Below are 14,896 nucleotides of genomic sequence, written 5' to 3' on the forward strand. Positions count from 1 at the left end.
CTAAAAATGAACTATTTAAAACCTGTTTGGAAAACAGTTTTAAGTGCTCATGCCAATGTCATAAAAAAGGGAAAATCAATAGGCTTAATTGAATGTATTATATTGGACGAAAAAGAGTCGTTGGTAGCAAAAGCTAGTTCAACCTGTATGGTGCTTAATGGAAAGATAGCTAAAAATAGAGAAATAAAGAATGGAGGAACAAATAGTTGAAGCGTAGAGTCGTAGTAACAGGATATGGAGCTATTTCCCCGTTAGGAAATGATCCAGAAATAATTTGGGAAAATATTAAGTTAGGTAAATCAGGGATTAAAGAAGTGAACTTTAGTGGATATAAAGAGATAAGTACGAAAATTGGTGGCTTAATCGAGCATTTTAATCCTGAGGACTATTTTGATAAGAAAGAGTTGGGGAAATATGATCTTTTTATTCAATATGCCTACGCCGCTGCAAAACAAGCATTAGAACAATCTAAATTAATGATTACTGAAAGTGATCCCAACCGATTAGGCGTATATATTGGCTCAGGGATAGGTGGGATAAATACGACGCTAGAAAATCATAGAAGTCTACTAGAAAAGGGCCCTAGAAAAGTGTCACCGTTTATGGTTCCAATGATGATAAGTAATATGGCATCAGGAATTGTTTCCATTAAAACAGGGTTCAAAGGTCCAAGTTTTTCACCTGTATCTGCCTGTGCAACTGGAAATCAAGCGATCGGTGAGGCTTATCTAAATATTGCGCACGGGTATTCCGATGCGATTCTAGCGGGTGGAGCGGAGGCTTCTGTCAATCCTTTGGCTTATTCCGGTTTTTCAAGAATGAGAGCCATGTCAACCAATAATGAATTTCCTGAAAAAGCTAGCCGGCCATTTGACTCATTACGTGATGGATTTGTTATGTCAGAAGGATCTGGGGTTCTACTATTGGAAGAATATGAGCACGCCAAAAAGAGAGGAGCGACAATTTTAGGAGAGATTATCGGATACGGTTCCACAACAGATGCCCACCATATGACTTCTCCAGATTACCATGGGGCTGAAAGAGCAATGAAGCTAGCGTTGGATATGGGAGGCATCAAGCGAACTGAAATTCATTATATTAATGCACATGGTACCAGCACGCCTGAGGGAGATAAATCTGAGACCAAGGCTATTAAAAACGTATTTGGATCTCATGCATATAAATTGAAAGTAAGTTCGACCAAATCAATGACAGGACATTTGTTTGGGGCTGCAGGAGGACTTGAAGCAATCATTACTTTGAAGAGTATCAAGGAAGATATAATCCCACCAACGATCAATTATGAAAATCCAGATCCGGAATGTGACCTTGATTATGTACCTAACCGAAGTATTAAAGCAGAAGTGAATTATGCTCTCTCGAATGGTTTTGGGTTTGGTGGACATAATGCAGTATTGTTGTTTAAGAAGTACTTGGAGTAGCAACCATTTTGTATCCACTAAACGAAAAAAGGTGTCCCTGAGCATAGCTTATGGGGCACCTTTTATGATGAAAAATTCTATTCAAATTTTAAAGCGTCACCGTCGAATGGCTCATCAGCAACCTTAATAGAATCAGTTGGGCAGCCTTCGAATGCGTCCATCATATCATCTATTAGAACATCCGGAATTTCAACGATTCCTTCGTTGTCATCAAGTGTTACGAATGCGATACCTTCATCATCATAATCGTAAATATCTGGTGCAGCAGCTCCACAAGCGCCACATGCGATGCATGTTTCCTTGTCAACAATTGTGTACTTTGCCATGTAATTACCTCCCAATGAATTATACATATACATTTCATAAAATTTTCTGAAACGTATCCCTCATACCTTATTGTAAAACTGTATCAGTAACTTTTCAATAAAAAAGTATATTGAGAATGCTTATCATATAGGGATTTCGCACGGGATGAGATACAGAATTTCTTTTTCATGGTAGAATAAAAGAGAAATACGTCGAAATTTCGTCTATTTATGTGAAAGTCCTTGATAAGACTAACGGAACGACTTGAAAATCGTAAAATAATAGGGTGGTAGAATGTCAACTCCTTTTTTGGAATATGTTGTTCTTCATTGTTTACATAAATTAAACGGAGAAAGAACGATTTACTCTATTTATCATCTCCTTAGTGGAAAAAAATCTTCCCAAACGATTCAAGATGCACATCTTTTCCAACTTACAAAATTTTTTAAAACATATAGCTCCATTACAAGAAACCATTTTGATGAAATTGTGAAGTCATTAGTTGAACAGAGCTTGATTTTTGAAACAGATGAACAATATTATGTTGTAACGGAAACGGGTCTTGAAACGTTGAAACCGACTTATCCATTCTTATCTTTTCTTGATGGCTGGCATTTCCAAGAAGGAGAACTATTTTGGGAGAGGCTTTCCCTCCTTGTTCAGGTTGCATCGCATCTAACTGAACATGAAGCTAAATATGTTCCGATCCAACGCAATCGTCATGTCCAATCTTGGGTTAAGAGCTTTTTAAGACAGTGTGGTGTGCCTCGAACAAAATTAAGCCGAACTCTTTATGAAGAATTAGTCGCTTATTTTACCCAGGTGAGTGTAATTGATCCAGCTGTAGTAGTTATTCGACTTACAGGTTTCCAAGCAATTGGGTTAACTGAAAAACAAGCAAATGATACATTGGGGCTTGAACCAACCTTATATCATTATCAATTTTACGCGCTTATCCACGATATGATGAACAAAATTCAGTCAAATCGGACAAGTTATCCACTTTTAGCTATCGTATTAAGTGATTTGCAAACAAAGCAGCCATTGACTGAGTCGACTAAAAAAACATATGAACTATTAAATAAAGGTTTTTCCCTAGAGGAAATCGGTAAAATTAGAAATTTAAAAGTAAATACGATTCAAGACCATATCGTAGAGCTTGCACTTCAAATTGATTCGTTTGATATCACACCATTTGTTGATAATGAAAAAATAAATCATATTATAGCTGCAAAGAATAAAACGACTTCAAAACAATTGAGATATATTAAAGAGCTTGTACCCGATACCACTTATTTTGAAATTCGATTAGTAATGACAAAGTATGGTGATGAACAATGAGTAACAAATTAGAAGAAATGTTAGAAACGTTTTTTGGTTTTTCGGCCTTTAAGCAAGGACAGAAAGAGATCATCGATTCTGTTTTAAGTGGTCAGAACACAGTGGCTGTATTGCCTACGGGTACTGGAAAGTCACTATGCTATCAGCTTCCTGCGTATAATCTTCCTGGAGTCGTTATTATTGTCTCTCCACTATTATCTTTAATGCAGGATCAGGTGGAGCAGATTCAAATGCGTGGAGAAAAAAGGGTCGTTGCGATTAATTCCTTTAATTCAGGTGAAAATAGAAGAGCGATTTTTACTCAATTGGATCAATATAAATTTATTTTTATCTCTCCAGAAATGCTGGGTATGACAGGCGTAATAAAGAGACTTCAAAGGCTTTCCATCTCTCTTTTTGTAATCGATGAGGCTCACTGTATTTCTCAATGGGGATATGATTTTCGACCTGATTACATGAAGCTTGGTCAGGTGCGAGAGCATTTAGGAAATCCTCTAACCCTAGCGCTAACTGCAACGGCAACAAAAGAAGTCGTGAGCGATATTGTGACCTCATTGCAATTGAAAACTTGGGAGGAGTTTCTGTTTTCAGTTGATCGTCCAAATATTGCGCTGAAGGTGGAAGAGGTAGCCGATTTAAGAGAAAAAGACCAACGGTTGATGGAACTTGTTTCATATTTAAATGGTCCAGGAATTATTTATTTTTCTAGTCGGAAAAAAGCTGAAGCAATTGTTCAATTGTTGAGGGAAAATGGAATTTCACGTGTGATGGCTTATCATGGAGGGATGGACCAAGAAAGCCGTATCCTTATACAGCAGCAATTTATTTATGGCCAACTTGATCTCGTTTGTGCAACAAGTGCTTTTGGAATGGGCATTAATAAAGAAAATGTTCGTTATGTTATCCATTACCATATGCCATTACAGTTGGAATCATATATCCAAGAAATTGGCCGTGCTGGTAGAGATGGTAAGAAGAGTATTGCGATTTTACTCTATTCTTCTGGAGATGAGAATCTATCCTATCATCTTGTTGAGAATGAGTTGCCAAATGAAATTCAAATCGGCAGAGTATTTTCATGGCTTAAGGAAAAAAAGATTGATTCTATTGGCGAATATGAAGATGAAATGAGAGCTTATGCAGGCTTAAATGATATACAGTGGCGGATCCTAGCGGATTTCTTTACAAGTGTTGAGACTAGCGGGAATGAGCTAGAGTCAATTCTTAATGAATTTCAAGAGTTTATTAAAAATCGGATTCAGGTTAAACGTGAAAAAGTTGAACAGCTTAAAAATTGGATCCAGTCGAACCAATGTCGTCGAGAAAAAATCTTGAATTATTTTTCTGAAGAGAAGAAAATTGGGGTTGAACCTTGTTGTGATATTTGTGGCTTGCAAATGGATTCGTATCGAAAAGAAGATGAAGCAATAATTGAGTTTCCGTTTAATTGGCAGGATTATTTATCTACTATTCTATGTAAAGAGTGAGCGAATGAATGATGAAAAATAAATATACAGATATAGTAAATGAATTAACTGACCGAGAAATCATGTTTCATCTTGTTGCTACTCAAGTCTTATTAATTGTGATTTCACTTATCTTAGGATTTTTTCTATTTGATGATTTATCGTCCTTTTGGGAGCTCTTGAAATGGGATGATGCAAAAGTTTGGACAGTAGGAGTTGTGTCTGGATTGGTGATTGTCAATGTAGATCTTCTCTTAATGAGAATTCTTCCTTCTTCTTTTTATGATGATGGAGGACTAAATCAAAGACTTTTTCAAAGTAAAACTGTTTGGCAAATTGCTGCGATTGCCGCTCTCGTTGCGATTGGCGAAGAAGTATTATTTCGAGGTGTTCTACAAACCCATTTCGGATTAGTTATCACAAGTATTATTTTTGCACTTATCCATTATCGTTATTTATTCAATCTGTTTCTTTTTATCAATATTGTTGTGTTAAGCTTTTTTATCGGCTATATATACGAAATGACAGACAATCTTCTTGTCACAATAGTTTTACATTTTATTGTGGATTTCTTGTTAGGTGTAATGATTCGTTTTTCTAGGAAGAAGTCTAATCAAAGAGGAGGAAAAACCAACCATGAGTAAAGAAGAACCACTACGCGATCAAGCGCAACGGCTAAGGAAACGAATATCGAAGAAATCAGAAGCTCACGAAGAACTGATTACCAGTTCGGCTACTTTGCCACCGAGAAGTAGAGTACATCAGCAAGAGCAAAAAAGGAAAAAAACAAGGTTAAAGCTAAAGTATCCAATCATAAGATTATTGGCAATATTTTTTATTCTATTACCGGTTGTCAGCATTTATATAATCAATCATAACAAAGAGAAGGCTAGCACAGAGTCAGTTGATCATAATGAACAAGGCAATATTGAATCAGTAAATGTTACAGATGAAGACGAGGGTGTTTCGATTTCGGATTCGACAGTAATTGAAGAAAATGTAGAAGATGTCAATGAAGAAATTGTTGCTGAGTCAGTGGCAGGGTCAGAGGAAGAAGCAAATCAAGAAACAGAAGTAGTGGAATCAGAAGAAATGGAGAATCCAGCTTCTACTCAGACTACAGTAAATGATAAGAATACAACACCGCCAGTAACGGCACCTGAAACAAATACAGCATCAGAAGCTGTTCAAAGCCATACCGTACAACCAGGTGAGAATTTATTTAGAATAGCGATGAAGTACTACGGTTCACAATCTGGAATTGAGAAAATAAAACAAGCAAATAACATCCAAGGTAATGAGATTCAAGTAGGACAAACAATCAAGATTCCCCAATAAATGGAAAATGCCGTTCTTACGAAAAAAGTAGGAACGGCTTTTTGTGTGCGTCAATCATATATTGCAGGACAAGTACATATATTTGGATAGGACCTTGCAAATTGAAATGGTTGGAAGGGGAAGTCGAAAGTGGAATCTTCAATCTTAATGCTTGATGAAAGAACAGATAAGGCGACAAAACAAATGCTTCAGAAGGTTGTGGAGAGAAAAAGGAAGTTTGATGCATTCAAATTTCGGCACTTAACTGTATTATGGCTAACGGTCTTTCTTGCTTTTTCCTATATTTATTTTCTCTATAAAACGATCGCGATTCCATACTCCTATTCGTTTGCCGCAATGTTTTCAGCTTATGTGGACAATTCCCTCAATTTGTATGCGTTTGTCGTCATTGGTGGGTTATTTGGTTTAATGAATCTCCTAAAACAAAAGAAGGATAAAGCAGAAAAAGAATACCATGCTTTACGATGTGAAATTATTGATAAAAGTAAGGATTTATGGAAGCCGAAGGATGCATGGAAAAATAGACATCTCGTTTTTGAAATGATGAAAAAGAATTATGACATCAATCTATACCATGAAAATAAATAATAAAGGCTCTTTTCGCATAATTTGTTTATTTTCTTTCGAAAAAAACTTGTTGCTTTGGAAGCTAAGTTGGTATAGAAATTATCTTTCTGACCTCAAAAAACAATATGAGAGTAGCGAAAAGTGCCGCGCAAAATTTATGTGTGCCACTGAACCACCCAAGGGGTGGCAGCGCCCATTAGGAGGCGTAAATGTCGGCTTGTGGACATTTACGAAAAAAAAAACCACAATCATTACGAAAACAGCGATAATAAAAGAGGCAGAATGAGATCTGCCTCCTTAAGCATACTAGAAAATTCTCTTTTTATCTTTTTCTTCTTTAAGTATTTCAACAGCTTCTCTAAACCGTAAAGAGTGAACGATTTCTCGTTCTCGTAAAAATCTTAGGGCATCATTTAGATCTGGATCATCGCTCATATTGATAATCCATTGATAGGTTGCTCTTGCTTTTTCTTCTGCAGCAATATCTTCGTATAAGTCAGCAATTGGATCACCTTTAGCTTGAATGTAAGTTGCCGTCCATGGTGCACCAGCGGCATTGTGATAAAACAGAGCATTATCATGATTTGCATAGTGGTCCCCTAATCCTGCTGCTTTCATTTGCTCAGGTGTGGCATCCTTTGTGAGTTTATATATCATTGTCGCAATCATTTCCAAGTGGGCGAATTCTTCTGTTCCAATATCTGTTAAAAGTCCAATGACTTTATCAGGTATAGAATAGCGTTGATTTAAGTAACGTAACGCCGCAGATAACTCTCCATCAGCTCCACCGTATTGCTCGATTAAAAATTTCGCTAACATCGGGTTACATGTAGTGACCTTAACAGGGTATTGAAGCTTTTTCTCGTAGATCCACATTTGTGTCTATCCCTCCTATTCGTATTGTCTCTACACTTGCCATGGCCAAGGAGCGTCGTCCCAGTTCCAAGGATCACCCGAATAACTGTGACCAAAATGCATTAATGGTCCGTAAATACTTTCCACGGCATTTCTTAATCTCTTTCTTTCTTTTACATAGTGGTTAAACTGTCTGATAGCCTCTGAATCTCCATTATGAGTATCTAAGTATAAATTAAGCTCAACAAGGACAAAATCGACAGCCTGAAGCTGTTCCATTAGCTCATAAAATTCTGGTGGTAATTGTTTTGTCATAAAGGGTTACCTCCCTTTGCTAATTCACGAGAATTGTAATAGGGGTCATATAGCGGCTTCCAAAGGGTTCCGGCTCTTAATGCTTCCATTGGGGTAAATTGAGGAAAGTTATTTGGTTGAAACCCAATATATAAATTTGGTGGTGTTGAAAAACTTTTAACCCTGATCGGTGGACACGGATCAAAAGGACCAACAAAAGGTCGATGGGTTTTATACAGTGTAAACATAGTTGCCCTCCTCTTATTTATATATCATTCAATTTTATGATTAAAAATCTCTGGCATGACATAATTATGAAAAATAAAAGGATTTTACCATTAGAATGTGGAATTATACACATAGTCGCTTATAATATCCCCGAGGTGATAAATATGTTTGTCAAAAATATAATGATTCCAAAGCACAAGACGCACACAGTTCAAAATAATGATTCATTGAAAACGGCTCTTGAAAAATTGGAGGAGCATCATATTGATGGTTTGCCTATTCTTAATGGAACTCAATATGCAGGTATCGTAACAAGGTACAACTTGTATGAAAATTACTTTACTTCTAATCAGTCAAGGGAAGACTTTCTTCAAAACACTACATGCGCAGATATTGCTACTTACCAAGAAAAATTTTTAAAGGGTCAAGAGCTATTTGAACATACACTTCTTGATTTAAAAGATTTTCCTATACTTGCAGTAGTGGATGATAAAAATGAATACTTGGGAATCGTCACACGCTTCGATGTCCTTGAACAATTTCAATCTGCATTTGGGGTGAATAAGAAAGGGGTCCGCATCGCTTTTACCTCGATTGAAACAGAAGGAAGAATTGCGAGATTTGCAGAGATCGCCCGACAATTCCATGAGCATATCATTTCATTGGTTACATTCGACGAAACAGATAAGCTTGTTCGACGAATCGTTGTGAAGATTGAAAAGAAGGATAACGTTGAAAAGTTTACGAAAAAACTAGAGGATGTCGGTTTTCGTATATTAGATATTCATGAGGATGAATGATTTTTCTGGGTTTTAAGAGCAATAAACGAAATCTCTCTCATAGATTTGTATGGGAGGGGTTTTTTTATGTGGAAAAAGAGTATCCGATTATTACTAGGTTTCGGGTGTGGGTATCTATTTATCTTGATGTTTCCGATTGACTCACCCTTTAACTTATCCGAATTCCTACTGGAATTTGTCATCAATCCTTTTTCGTTTTTTGCTGCCTCAATCGTATTTATTGTTGGCTTTATATCAAATGCACTGATCATTAAAGAGGGAGTAGAAGAAACGTATTTGTTATACAATCAAAAAGAATCGAATCTAATGGAAATCATCTTTGTGTTATTGCTAATGGTTAGTTTTTATGTTTTATTCCAAACAGGTTTTTGGCAAACGATGGTTTTTTTCTGTTTTTCTATTCTGTATGGTATTATTTCATTAGATTTTAGAAGGTTTAAAATGATCGAAGAGTAGTGGTCTAGGGGAGGACTTATGATCTTTATTTTTGTGATAGGCATTGTTTTTGCAGTAGGTTTGCTCGTATATATGTATAAATTAGCTCATATGGATAATATCATTTATCAAGAAATAACATTCGCAGAATTTCCGAAAAGCTTAGGGGAAGTAAAGATATTCTTTATCTCTGATCTTCACTGTAGAATTGTTTCGGACGAGCTCATAAAAGAAGTAAGAGGAAAGGTAGATTTGGTCATAATTGGCGGAGATCTCCTGGATAAAAGGGTAACGATTGAACAAGTTGAACAAAACATTCAAAAGTTAATAGAGGTAGGTCCGGTATATTTTGTTTGGGGAAATAACGATTATGAAATCAATCCCCATCTACTGGATGGACTATTATTAAAATATGGTGTGAAAATTTTAGATAACACTGCTGTCTCATTTGAGTCAGAGATTGGAGAACGATTAATTTTATTAGGTATTGATGATATGTCTACAGAAAGAGATAGGCTGGATCTAGCTCTCCAGGATGGCGGAGAAGCTGGGTTCCGAATTTTAGTAAGTCATGACCCGCGAGTCGTGAACAGGTTAACAAAAGAGGAAGACATTTCACTCGTATTAAGCGGACATACCCATGGTGGACAGATTCGCATCTTTGGCATCGGGCTGTATGAAATAGGGAAGCTCAAAAAGTACCCTCAGACAACCTTGTTGGTGAGTAACGGGTATGGAACAACGTCTATACCATTAAGGCTTGGTGCTAAACCAGAAACTCATGTGATTACATTAAAATCAAATGCTTAGGCTCTATTCGCAAAAATTGTTGGATTTAGAAAACAGCTAATGCTTAAAAACCATAAATAGACGACTCACCATCCCTCTAATTTTACATAAACTAAACCAACAGTTGTCACAGCAGGGGGCAAATACTATGCGCATAGAGCGATTAACTTATAATAAAATCAAAATCTTCCTCACGACCGATGATTTGACGGAACGTGGATTAACAAAAGAGGATATTTGGAAGGATTCATTAAAGTGGCATCAGCTTTTTCATGATATGCTTGAAGAAGCAAGTGATGAATTTGGGGTAAGTATCGAGGGATCGGTTGCTGTGGAAATCTTTTCTATGCATGCTCAGGGAATGATTATGATTGTCACGATGGAAGAAGAAGACGAAGAATCACTCCATGAAGGATTTATTGATATGGAAGTTACCACAAAAAATAACGAGGATATTCTTTTTGAGTTTCAGGAGATTGAGCATGTCATCGGATTAGCAAAGCTACTATTAACGATAGATTTTTTTGGCGGAAGCTTATATGCGTTGGAAGATAAATATTTTTTATCATTTCAAGAAGATATAAGAAGGGATTCAGCGGACCTAATTGCGGTCATGGCGGAATTTGGCAATCCTTCACTGATGAGTATTCATTGGTTGGAGGAATATGGAAATAAGATCATTTACCAACATGCAGTCGAGACGCTTGTGGAGTATTTTTGAGAGGCAGAGACCTCTTTCTCCCTAAGCGTCTTTTTTTCACGCTGTTTTCGTAATGGTTGTGGTTTTTCTCGTAAATGTCCTAGTTTTTTTCTTCTAAAAAAATCTAAAGCCGACATTTACACTTCCTACGGTGTTCCTATTCACACATTATTTTGCACGGCATTTTTCGCTGCCATTCTACTTTTAGTTAATTTTAAACTTGAAATGTACTTACCAAGTTATAACTCAAAAGCAACAATGTTTGCGAAAAGCCTTTTTCTTTGAAAAAAATTATATCAGTAATAATAAAAATGGTAATAATTAATCAAAAATAGTGGTTTTCTTCCTTCTAAAAAAGGGAAAATTAATAGTGGTATTTCACCTATTAATTCCTTAATTTTCAACATTGATAACGTTTACAAAAAATTATAGAAATAGGCTGAAAAATTATCTTTTTTATCTTGCATAAATTATCCAAAGGTGTATACTTGTGACTGAAAGATGACAATATTGTAAGCGATTTTTAGGAGGTCTATTTTAGATGGTAGCCGAGAAAAGCACAGAAAATATAAATCAAGAAGACAAGCTCGACGTGTTAAAGTCCACTCAAACTGTTATTCATAATGCACTTGAAAGACTTGGATACCCTGAAGAAGTCTATGAGCTTTTAAAAGAACCTTTGCGATTAATGACAGTCAAAATTCCAGTTAGAATGGATGATGGCTCTGTAAAAATCTTTACTGGCTACCGTGCTCAGCATAATGATGCTGTGGGCCCAACAAAAGGTGGAATTCGTTTTCACCCAAATGTTACTGAAAAAGAAGTGAAAGCACTCTCCATTTGGATGAGTTTGAAATGTGGAATTGTTGATTTACCATATGGTGGAGGAAAAGGCGGAATTGTTTGTGACCCAAGGGATATGTCGTTTCGTGAATTAGAACGCTTGAGTCGCGGATATGTCCGTGCAATTAGCCAAATTGTAGGCCCAACAAAGGATATTCCAGCGCCTGATGTATTTACCAACTCACAAATTATGGCTTGGATGATGGACGAGTATAGCCGAATCGATGAATTTAACTCTCCAGGCTTTATTACAGGAAAGCCTCTTGTGCTAGGTGGTTCTCACGGTCGTGAATCAGCCACAGCAAGAGGAGTAACGATCTGTATTGAAGAAGCGGCAAAGAGAAAAGGAATTGAACTTAAAGGTGCTCGTGTTGTTGTACAAGGATTTGGAAACGCAGGAAGCTTCCTATCAAAATTTATGCATGATGCCGGAGCTAAAGTAGTTGGAATTTCAGATGCTTATGGTGGACTGTATGACCCAGAAGGTCTAGACATTGATTACTTGCTTGATCGTCGTGACAGTTTTGGGACTGTGACAAAACTATTTAATAATACGATAACTAATAAGGAATTATTAGAATTAGATTGCGATATTCTTGTTCCAGCAGCAATTGAAAATCAAATTACGGAAGAGAATGCTCATAACATTAGGGCGAAAATTGTGGTTGAAGCAGCGAACGGACCAACAACGTTAGACGCCACACAAATTTTAACTGATCGTGGCATTCTTTTAGTACCAGATGTGCTTGCATCTGCTGGTGGAGTAACTGTTTCTTATTTTGAATGGGTTCAGAATAATCAAGGTTATTATTGGACGGAAGAAGAAGTAGATGATAAGCTAAGAGCAGTAATGGTGAAATCCTTTGAAAATATTTATAATACTGCCCAAACACGTCGAGTAGATATGCGACTTGCTGCCTATATGGTTGGAGTAAGAAAAATGGCAGAAGCATCAAGATTTAGAGGATGGATATAAGAACCTGTATCCCCTCTGAAAATATATGAGCGAATCTTTTTAGAAGGACTTGTCGTTGCGGCGAGTTCTTCTTTCGTTGTCTGAAAAAGGAGTGTGTTACAACTATGAAACAGGAAGAAGTCATTATTGTTGGTGGGGGTCCATGCGGCTTAGCTGCGGCTATTGCATTAAAGAATATTGGCAAAAGTGCGTTAGTAATTGAAAAAGGAAATATTGTGAATGCGATTTACAATTATCCGACTCATCAAACATTTTTTAGTACAAGTGAAAAATTAGAAATCGGTAACACTCCTTTTGTTACAGAGGAATACAAGCCAAAAAGAAATCAAGCATTAGTCTATTATCGTGAGGTAGTTAAAAGAGCGGCTCTTCGTGTAAATGCCTTTGAAAAGGTCTTAGCAGTTGAAAAGCAGATATCCGGCGATTTTGTGATTAAGACCGATAAAGAGGATTATGCTTGTAATAATGTCGTTATTGCAACAGGCTACTATGACAATCCGAATTATATGAATGTACCAGGTGAAGACTTGCCAAAGGTTTATCACTATTTTAAAGAAGCACATCCGTTTTTTGATAAAGATGTTGTCGTAGTGGGAGGAAAAAATTCAAGTGTCGATGCGACAATTGAGCTCGTAAAAGCAGGAGCGAGGGTAACGGTTATTTATCGTGGAACTGAATATTCTCCAAGCATCAAGCCGTGGATTCTACCGGAGTTTGAATCGCTTGTTCGTCATGGTATCGTAAAAATGGAATTTAACTCGAATATTAAGGAAATAACATCAGAACATGTTATCTACGAAAAAGCAGGGGAAGTCCTACAAATCAAAAATGATTTCGTGTTTGCGATGACCGGTTATCATCCTGACCATCAGTTTTTACGAAAAATGGGTGTTGAAATTGATGAAGAGACTGGTAGGCCAATTTTTAATCCTGAATCGATGGAAACAAATGTGGAGGGGATATTTATTGCAGGTGTGATTGCAGCAGGCAATAATGCAAATGAAATTTTCATTGAAAATGGCCGTTTTCATGGGGAACAAATCGCCAATGCACTAGTTGCTAAGGATTAAATAAAAAGGAGGCTGTCACTTACAGACAGCTTCGTTTTTTATTCATAGGGTTATTCTTGAGTTCAGAAATGCACGCCAAGATGGGGAGAAAAGAGATCAACTTGGCGGACAAATAAGAAATGCACGTCAAAATAGAAAAAAATGTCTCAACTTGACCGACAAACAAGGAATGCACGCCAAGATGGGGAGAAAAGAGATCAACTTGGCGGACAAATAGGGAAAGCACGCCAAGAAGAGGAGAAAAAGCCTCGACCTGGCGGACAAATAAGAAATGCACGTCAAGATAAGAAAAAAATGCCTCATCTTGACCGACAAACAAGGAATGTACGCCAAGATGGGGAGTAAAGCGCTCAACTTGGCGGACAAATAGGAAATGCACGTCAAGATGAGAAGCAAAGTACTCAACTTGACCGACAAACTCAAAATGCCAGCCGTTGTCCCTCCTCATCCCCCTTACGATTAAATCGAAAAAGCTTCTTCGATTTTCTTAAAATCACTCGTTGTATCCAGCATAATTAAAAGTTTCAGTCGGGCTTTCTGACCATTTAATCCATTGGAAAAAATAACGCCTAACTCTTTCAGTTGCTTTCCTCCGCCATCATATGCATACGTATCTTGAGCAATTCCATTAAAGCAACGTGATACAAAGACAACAGGGATATTATTTTTAATTAATGCTTGGATACCCGGAATAGTTGCAGGTGGAAGATTTCCTTGACCCAGTGCTTCAATTACGATGCCGTCACAAGGTAATTCGTTGATAGCATACAGAAGAGAAGAGTCCATTCCGGCATGAGCTTTGATCAGAACAACTTTCTTTGAAACGTCTTGAATAGGGTAATGCTCAGAGCCTGTTGGGCAATGATGGAATAATACACCTCTTTTTGTCACGACTCCAATCGGTCCATATTGTGGACTTTGGAAGGTCGAAATATTGCTTGTGTGTGTTTTCGTTACGTTCTTGGCTGTATGAATTTCATCGTTGAGAACAACGAGAACCCCTTTGTTAACTGCTTCATCGCTAGCTGCAACTTTAATAGAAGTAATTAAATTATAAAGACCATCAGAGCCGATTTCGTTACTAGATCGCATGGCTCCAGTTACAACAATTGGAATTTTTGTATCCATAGTTAAGTCTAAAAAGTAGGCTGTTTCTTCTAACGTATCAGTGCCATGTGTGATGACTACTCCAGCGATAGCATGCTCCTTGCTCTTGGCCCCGATCAATTTTTTTAGCTGAAGCATTTCCTTAGGAGTTACATGGGGAGAAGGTAAATTAAAAGGTTCTTCTATAATTAAATCAGCAAAGTCTACTAACCCTTGTGTCTTATCTGTCATTGGATTGATTTCACTTGGTTTGACTGCTCCTGTTGTTTCATCCTCACTCATTGAGATTGTGCCACCTGTATGAATGACGAGTATTTTTTTCTTCATGAAATTAACCCT

Annotated in this window: 20 protein-coding genes; 15 read left to right on the forward strand and 5 right to left on the reverse strand. The window is 37.1% G+C overall.

Annotation, left to right across the window (positions count from 1 at the left end; all coding sequences use genetic code 11):
• Window positions 1-6: 6 nt before the first annotated feature.
• A complete protein-coding gene (locus FAR12_RS23835; RefSeq protein ID WP_342772323.1) occupies window positions 7-210 on the forward strand; it encodes a PaaI family thioesterase in 204 nt (67 codons plus the stop codon).
• Window positions 207-1,442, forward strand: a complete 1,236-nt coding sequence (fabF, locus tag FAR12_RS12900; protein WP_126409070.1) for a beta-ketoacyl-ACP synthase II — start codon at window positions 207-209, stop codon at window positions 1,440-1,442. The genes FAR12_RS23835 and fabF overlap by 4 nt, the downstream gene beginning before the upstream one ends.
• Before the next feature lie 77 nt (window positions 1,443-1,519).
• On the opposite strand, the gene FAR12_RS12905 is transcribed toward fabF, so the two are convergent.
• Window positions 1,520-1,768 carry a ferredoxin gene (locus FAR12_RS12905; protein WP_019154341.1) on the reverse strand — a complete coding sequence of 83 codons (249 nt, stop codon included), beginning with the start codon at window positions 1,766-1,768 and terminating at the stop codon, window positions 1,520-1,522.
• A gap of 274 nt (window positions 1,769-2,042) precedes the next feature.
• Here FAR12_RS12905 and FAR12_RS12910 point away from each other — a divergent pair, with 274 nt between their 5' ends.
• From FAR12_RS12910 to FAR12_RS23655, 6 genes are all read left to right on the forward strand, one after another.
• Window positions 2,043-3,089: a YpbB family protein gene (locus FAR12_RS12910; RefSeq protein ID WP_126409071.1), complete on the forward strand. Its 1,047-nt coding sequence runs from the start codon at window positions 2,043-2,045 to the stop codon at window positions 3,087-3,089.
• A complete protein-coding gene (locus FAR12_RS12915) occupies window positions 3,086-4,576 on the forward strand; it encodes a RecQ family ATP-dependent DNA helicase (protein ID WP_126409072.1) in 1,491 nt (496 codons plus the stop codon). Before FAR12_RS12910 ends, FAR12_RS12915 begins: the two co-directional genes overlap by 4 nt.
• An 11-nt stretch (window positions 4,577-4,587) precedes the next feature.
• A complete protein-coding gene (locus FAR12_RS12920) occupies window positions 4,588-5,199 on the forward strand; it encodes a CPBP family intramembrane glutamic endopeptidase (RefSeq protein ID WP_126409201.1) in 612 nt (203 codons plus the stop codon).
• Window positions 5,192-5,893: a LysM peptidoglycan-binding domain-containing protein gene (locus FAR12_RS12925; protein WP_126409073.1), complete on the forward strand. Its 702-nt coding sequence runs from the start codon at window positions 5,192-5,194 to the stop codon at window positions 5,891-5,893. The genes FAR12_RS12920 and FAR12_RS12925 overlap by 8 nt, the downstream gene beginning before the upstream one ends.
• Window positions 5,894-6,022: 129 nt before the next feature.
• On the forward strand, window positions 6,023-6,481 hold the full coding sequence (locus FAR12_RS12930; protein ID WP_126409074.1) for a YpbF family protein: 459 nt from the start codon (window positions 6,023-6,025) through the stop codon (window positions 6,479-6,481).
• Window positions 6,468-6,746, forward strand: a complete 279-nt coding sequence (locus tag FAR12_RS23655) for a hypothetical protein (RefSeq protein ID WP_212734390.1) — start codon at window positions 6,468-6,470, stop codon at window positions 6,744-6,746. Before FAR12_RS12930 ends, FAR12_RS23655 begins: the two co-directional genes overlap by 14 nt.
• A 20-nt stretch (window positions 6,747-6,766) precedes the next feature.
• On the opposite strand, the gene FAR12_RS12935 is transcribed toward FAR12_RS23655, so the two are convergent.
• The 3 genes from FAR12_RS12935 to FAR12_RS12945 are packed head-to-tail and all read right to left on the reverse strand — an operon-like array spanning window position 6,767 to window position 7,857.
• On the reverse strand, window positions 6,767-7,336 hold the full coding sequence (locus FAR12_RS12935) for a manganese catalase family protein (protein WP_126409075.1): 570 nt from the start codon (window positions 7,334-7,336) through the stop codon (window positions 6,767-6,769).
• 30 nt (window positions 7,337-7,366) lie between these two features.
• The gene (locus FAR12_RS12940) at window positions 7,367-7,630 is read right to left on the reverse strand and encodes a spore coat protein CotJB (protein WP_126409076.1); all 264 of its coding nucleotides are present in this window, start codon (window positions 7,628-7,630) and stop codon (window positions 7,367-7,369) included.
• Window positions 7,627-7,857, reverse strand: a complete 231-nt coding sequence (locus FAR12_RS12945; protein WP_126409077.1) for a spore coat associated protein CotJA — start codon at window positions 7,855-7,857, stop codon at window positions 7,627-7,629. The genes FAR12_RS12940 and FAR12_RS12945 overlap by 4 nt, the downstream gene beginning before the upstream one ends.
• A 144-nt stretch (window positions 7,858-8,001) precedes the next feature.
• Between FAR12_RS12945 and FAR12_RS12950 the strand changes: the two genes are divergently transcribed.
• The 7 genes from FAR12_RS12950 (at window position 8,002) to FAR12_RS23455 (ending at window position 13,795) form a co-directional block, all read left to right on the forward strand.
• A complete protein-coding gene (locus FAR12_RS12950) occupies window positions 8,002-8,637 on the forward strand; it encodes a CBS domain-containing protein (protein ID WP_126409078.1) in 636 nt (211 codons plus the stop codon).
• 66 nt (window positions 8,638-8,703) lie between these two features.
• The gene (locus tag FAR12_RS12955; protein WP_126409079.1) at window positions 8,704-9,093 is read left to right on the forward strand and encodes a hypothetical protein; all 390 of its coding nucleotides are present in this window, start codon (window positions 8,704-8,706) and stop codon (window positions 9,091-9,093) included.
• Window positions 9,094-9,111: 18 nt separating this feature from the next.
• Window positions 9,112-9,882 carry a metallophosphoesterase gene (locus tag FAR12_RS12960; protein ID WP_126409080.1) on the forward strand — a complete coding sequence of 257 codons (771 nt, stop codon included), beginning with the start codon at window positions 9,112-9,114 and terminating at the stop codon, window positions 9,880-9,882.
• Between the two features lie 127 nt (window positions 9,883-10,009).
• Window positions 10,010-10,582, forward strand: a complete 573-nt coding sequence (locus FAR12_RS12965) for a genetic competence negative regulator (protein WP_126409081.1) — start codon at window positions 10,010-10,012, stop codon at window positions 10,580-10,582.
• Window positions 10,583-11,102: 520 nt separating this feature from the next.
• Complete coding sequence (locus FAR12_RS12970; protein ID WP_126409082.1) at window positions 11,103-12,380, forward strand: Glu/Leu/Phe/Val family dehydrogenase; 1,278 nt, start codon at window positions 11,103-11,105, stop codon at window positions 12,378-12,380.
• Window positions 12,381-12,484: 104 nt separating this feature from the next.
• Window positions 12,485-13,450 (forward strand): YpdA family putative bacillithiol disulfide reductase, encoded by a 966-nt coding sequence (locus FAR12_RS12975; protein ID WP_126409083.1) that lies wholly within the window; start codon window positions 12,485-12,487, stop codon window positions 13,448-13,450.
• Between the two features lie 141 nt (window positions 13,451-13,591).
• Window positions 13,592-13,795: a hypothetical protein gene (locus tag FAR12_RS23455; RefSeq protein WP_170972197.1), complete on the forward strand. Its 204-nt coding sequence runs from the start codon at window positions 13,592-13,594 to the stop codon at window positions 13,793-13,795.
• A gap of 114 nt (window positions 13,796-13,909) precedes the next feature.
• Here the strand turns inward: FAR12_RS23455 and FAR12_RS12985 are convergent, their stop codons facing one another.
• Window positions 13,910-14,884, reverse strand: coding sequence for an asparaginase (locus FAR12_RS12985; protein WP_126409085.1), 975 nt, complete (start codon window positions 14,882-14,884; stop codon window positions 13,910-13,912).
• Between the last annotated feature and the right edge of the window lie 12 nt (window positions 14,885-14,896).

This window comes from Bacillus yapensis, assembly GCF_005280205.1.
GTDB lineage: Bacteria > Bacillota > Bacilli > Bacillales > Cytobacillaceae > Robertmurraya > Robertmurraya yapensis.

Excerpts from the sequence above, each read along its gene's own strand:
- FAR12_RS23835 (WP_342772323.1), top strand. The coding sequence starts at position 7 with ATGAACTATTTAAAACCTGTTTGGAAAACAGTTTTAAGTGCTCATGCC.
- FAR12_RS12905 (WP_019154341.1), bottom strand. The coding sequence starts at position 1,768 with ATGGCAAAGTACACAATTGTTGACAAGGAAACATGCATCGCATGTGGC.
- FAR12_RS12910 (WP_126409071.1), top strand. The coding sequence starts at position 2,043 with ATGTCAACTCCTTTTTTGGAATATGTTGTTCTTCATTGTTTACATAAA.
- FAR12_RS12915 (WP_126409072.1), top strand. The coding sequence starts at position 3,086 with ATGAGTAACAAATTAGAAGAAATGTTAGAAACGTTTTTTGGTTTTTCG.
- FAR12_RS12920 (WP_126409201.1), top strand. The coding sequence starts at position 4,588 with ATGAAAAATAAATATACAGATATAGTAAATGAATTAACTGACCGAGAA.
- FAR12_RS12925 (WP_126409073.1), top strand. The coding sequence starts at position 5,192 with ATGAGTAAAGAAGAACCACTACGCGATCAAGCGCAACGGCTAAGGAAA.
- FAR12_RS23655 (WP_212734390.1), top strand. The coding sequence starts at position 6,468 with ATGAAAATAAATAATAAAGGCTCTTTTCGCATAATTTGTTTATTTTCT.
- FAR12_RS12935 (WP_126409075.1), bottom strand. The coding sequence starts at position 7,336 with ATGTGGATCTACGAGAAAAAGCTTCAATACCCTGTTAAGGTCACTACA.
- FAR12_RS12940 (WP_126409076.1), bottom strand. The coding sequence starts at position 7,630 with ATGACAAAACAATTACCACCAGAATTTTATGAGCTAATGGAACAGCTT.
- FAR12_RS12945 (WP_126409077.1), bottom strand. The coding sequence starts at position 7,857 with ATGTTTACACTGTATAAAACCCATCGACCTTTTGTTGGTCCTTTTGAT.
- FAR12_RS12950 (WP_126409078.1), top strand. The coding sequence starts at position 8,002 with ATGTTTGTCAAAAATATAATGATTCCAAAGCACAAGACGCACACAGTT.
- FAR12_RS12955 (WP_126409079.1), top strand. The coding sequence starts at position 8,704 with ATGTGGAAAAAGAGTATCCGATTATTACTAGGTTTCGGGTGTGGGTAT.
- FAR12_RS12960 (WP_126409080.1), top strand. The coding sequence starts at position 9,112 with ATGATCTTTATTTTTGTGATAGGCATTGTTTTTGCAGTAGGTTTGCTC.
- FAR12_RS12965 (WP_126409081.1), top strand. The coding sequence starts at position 10,010 with ATGCGCATAGAGCGATTAACTTATAATAAAATCAAAATCTTCCTCACG.
- FAR12_RS12970 (WP_126409082.1), top strand. The coding sequence starts at position 11,103 with ATGGTAGCCGAGAAAAGCACAGAAAATATAAATCAAGAAGACAAGCTC.
- FAR12_RS12975 (WP_126409083.1), top strand. The coding sequence starts at position 12,485 with ATGAAACAGGAAGAAGTCATTATTGTTGGTGGGGGTCCATGCGGCTTA.
- FAR12_RS23455 (WP_170972197.1), top strand. The coding sequence starts at position 13,592 with ATGTCTCAACTTGACCGACAAACAAGGAATGCACGCCAAGATGGGGAG.
- FAR12_RS12985 (WP_126409085.1), bottom strand. The coding sequence starts at position 14,884 with ATGAAGAAAAAAATACTCGTCATTCATACAGGTGGCACAATCTCAATG.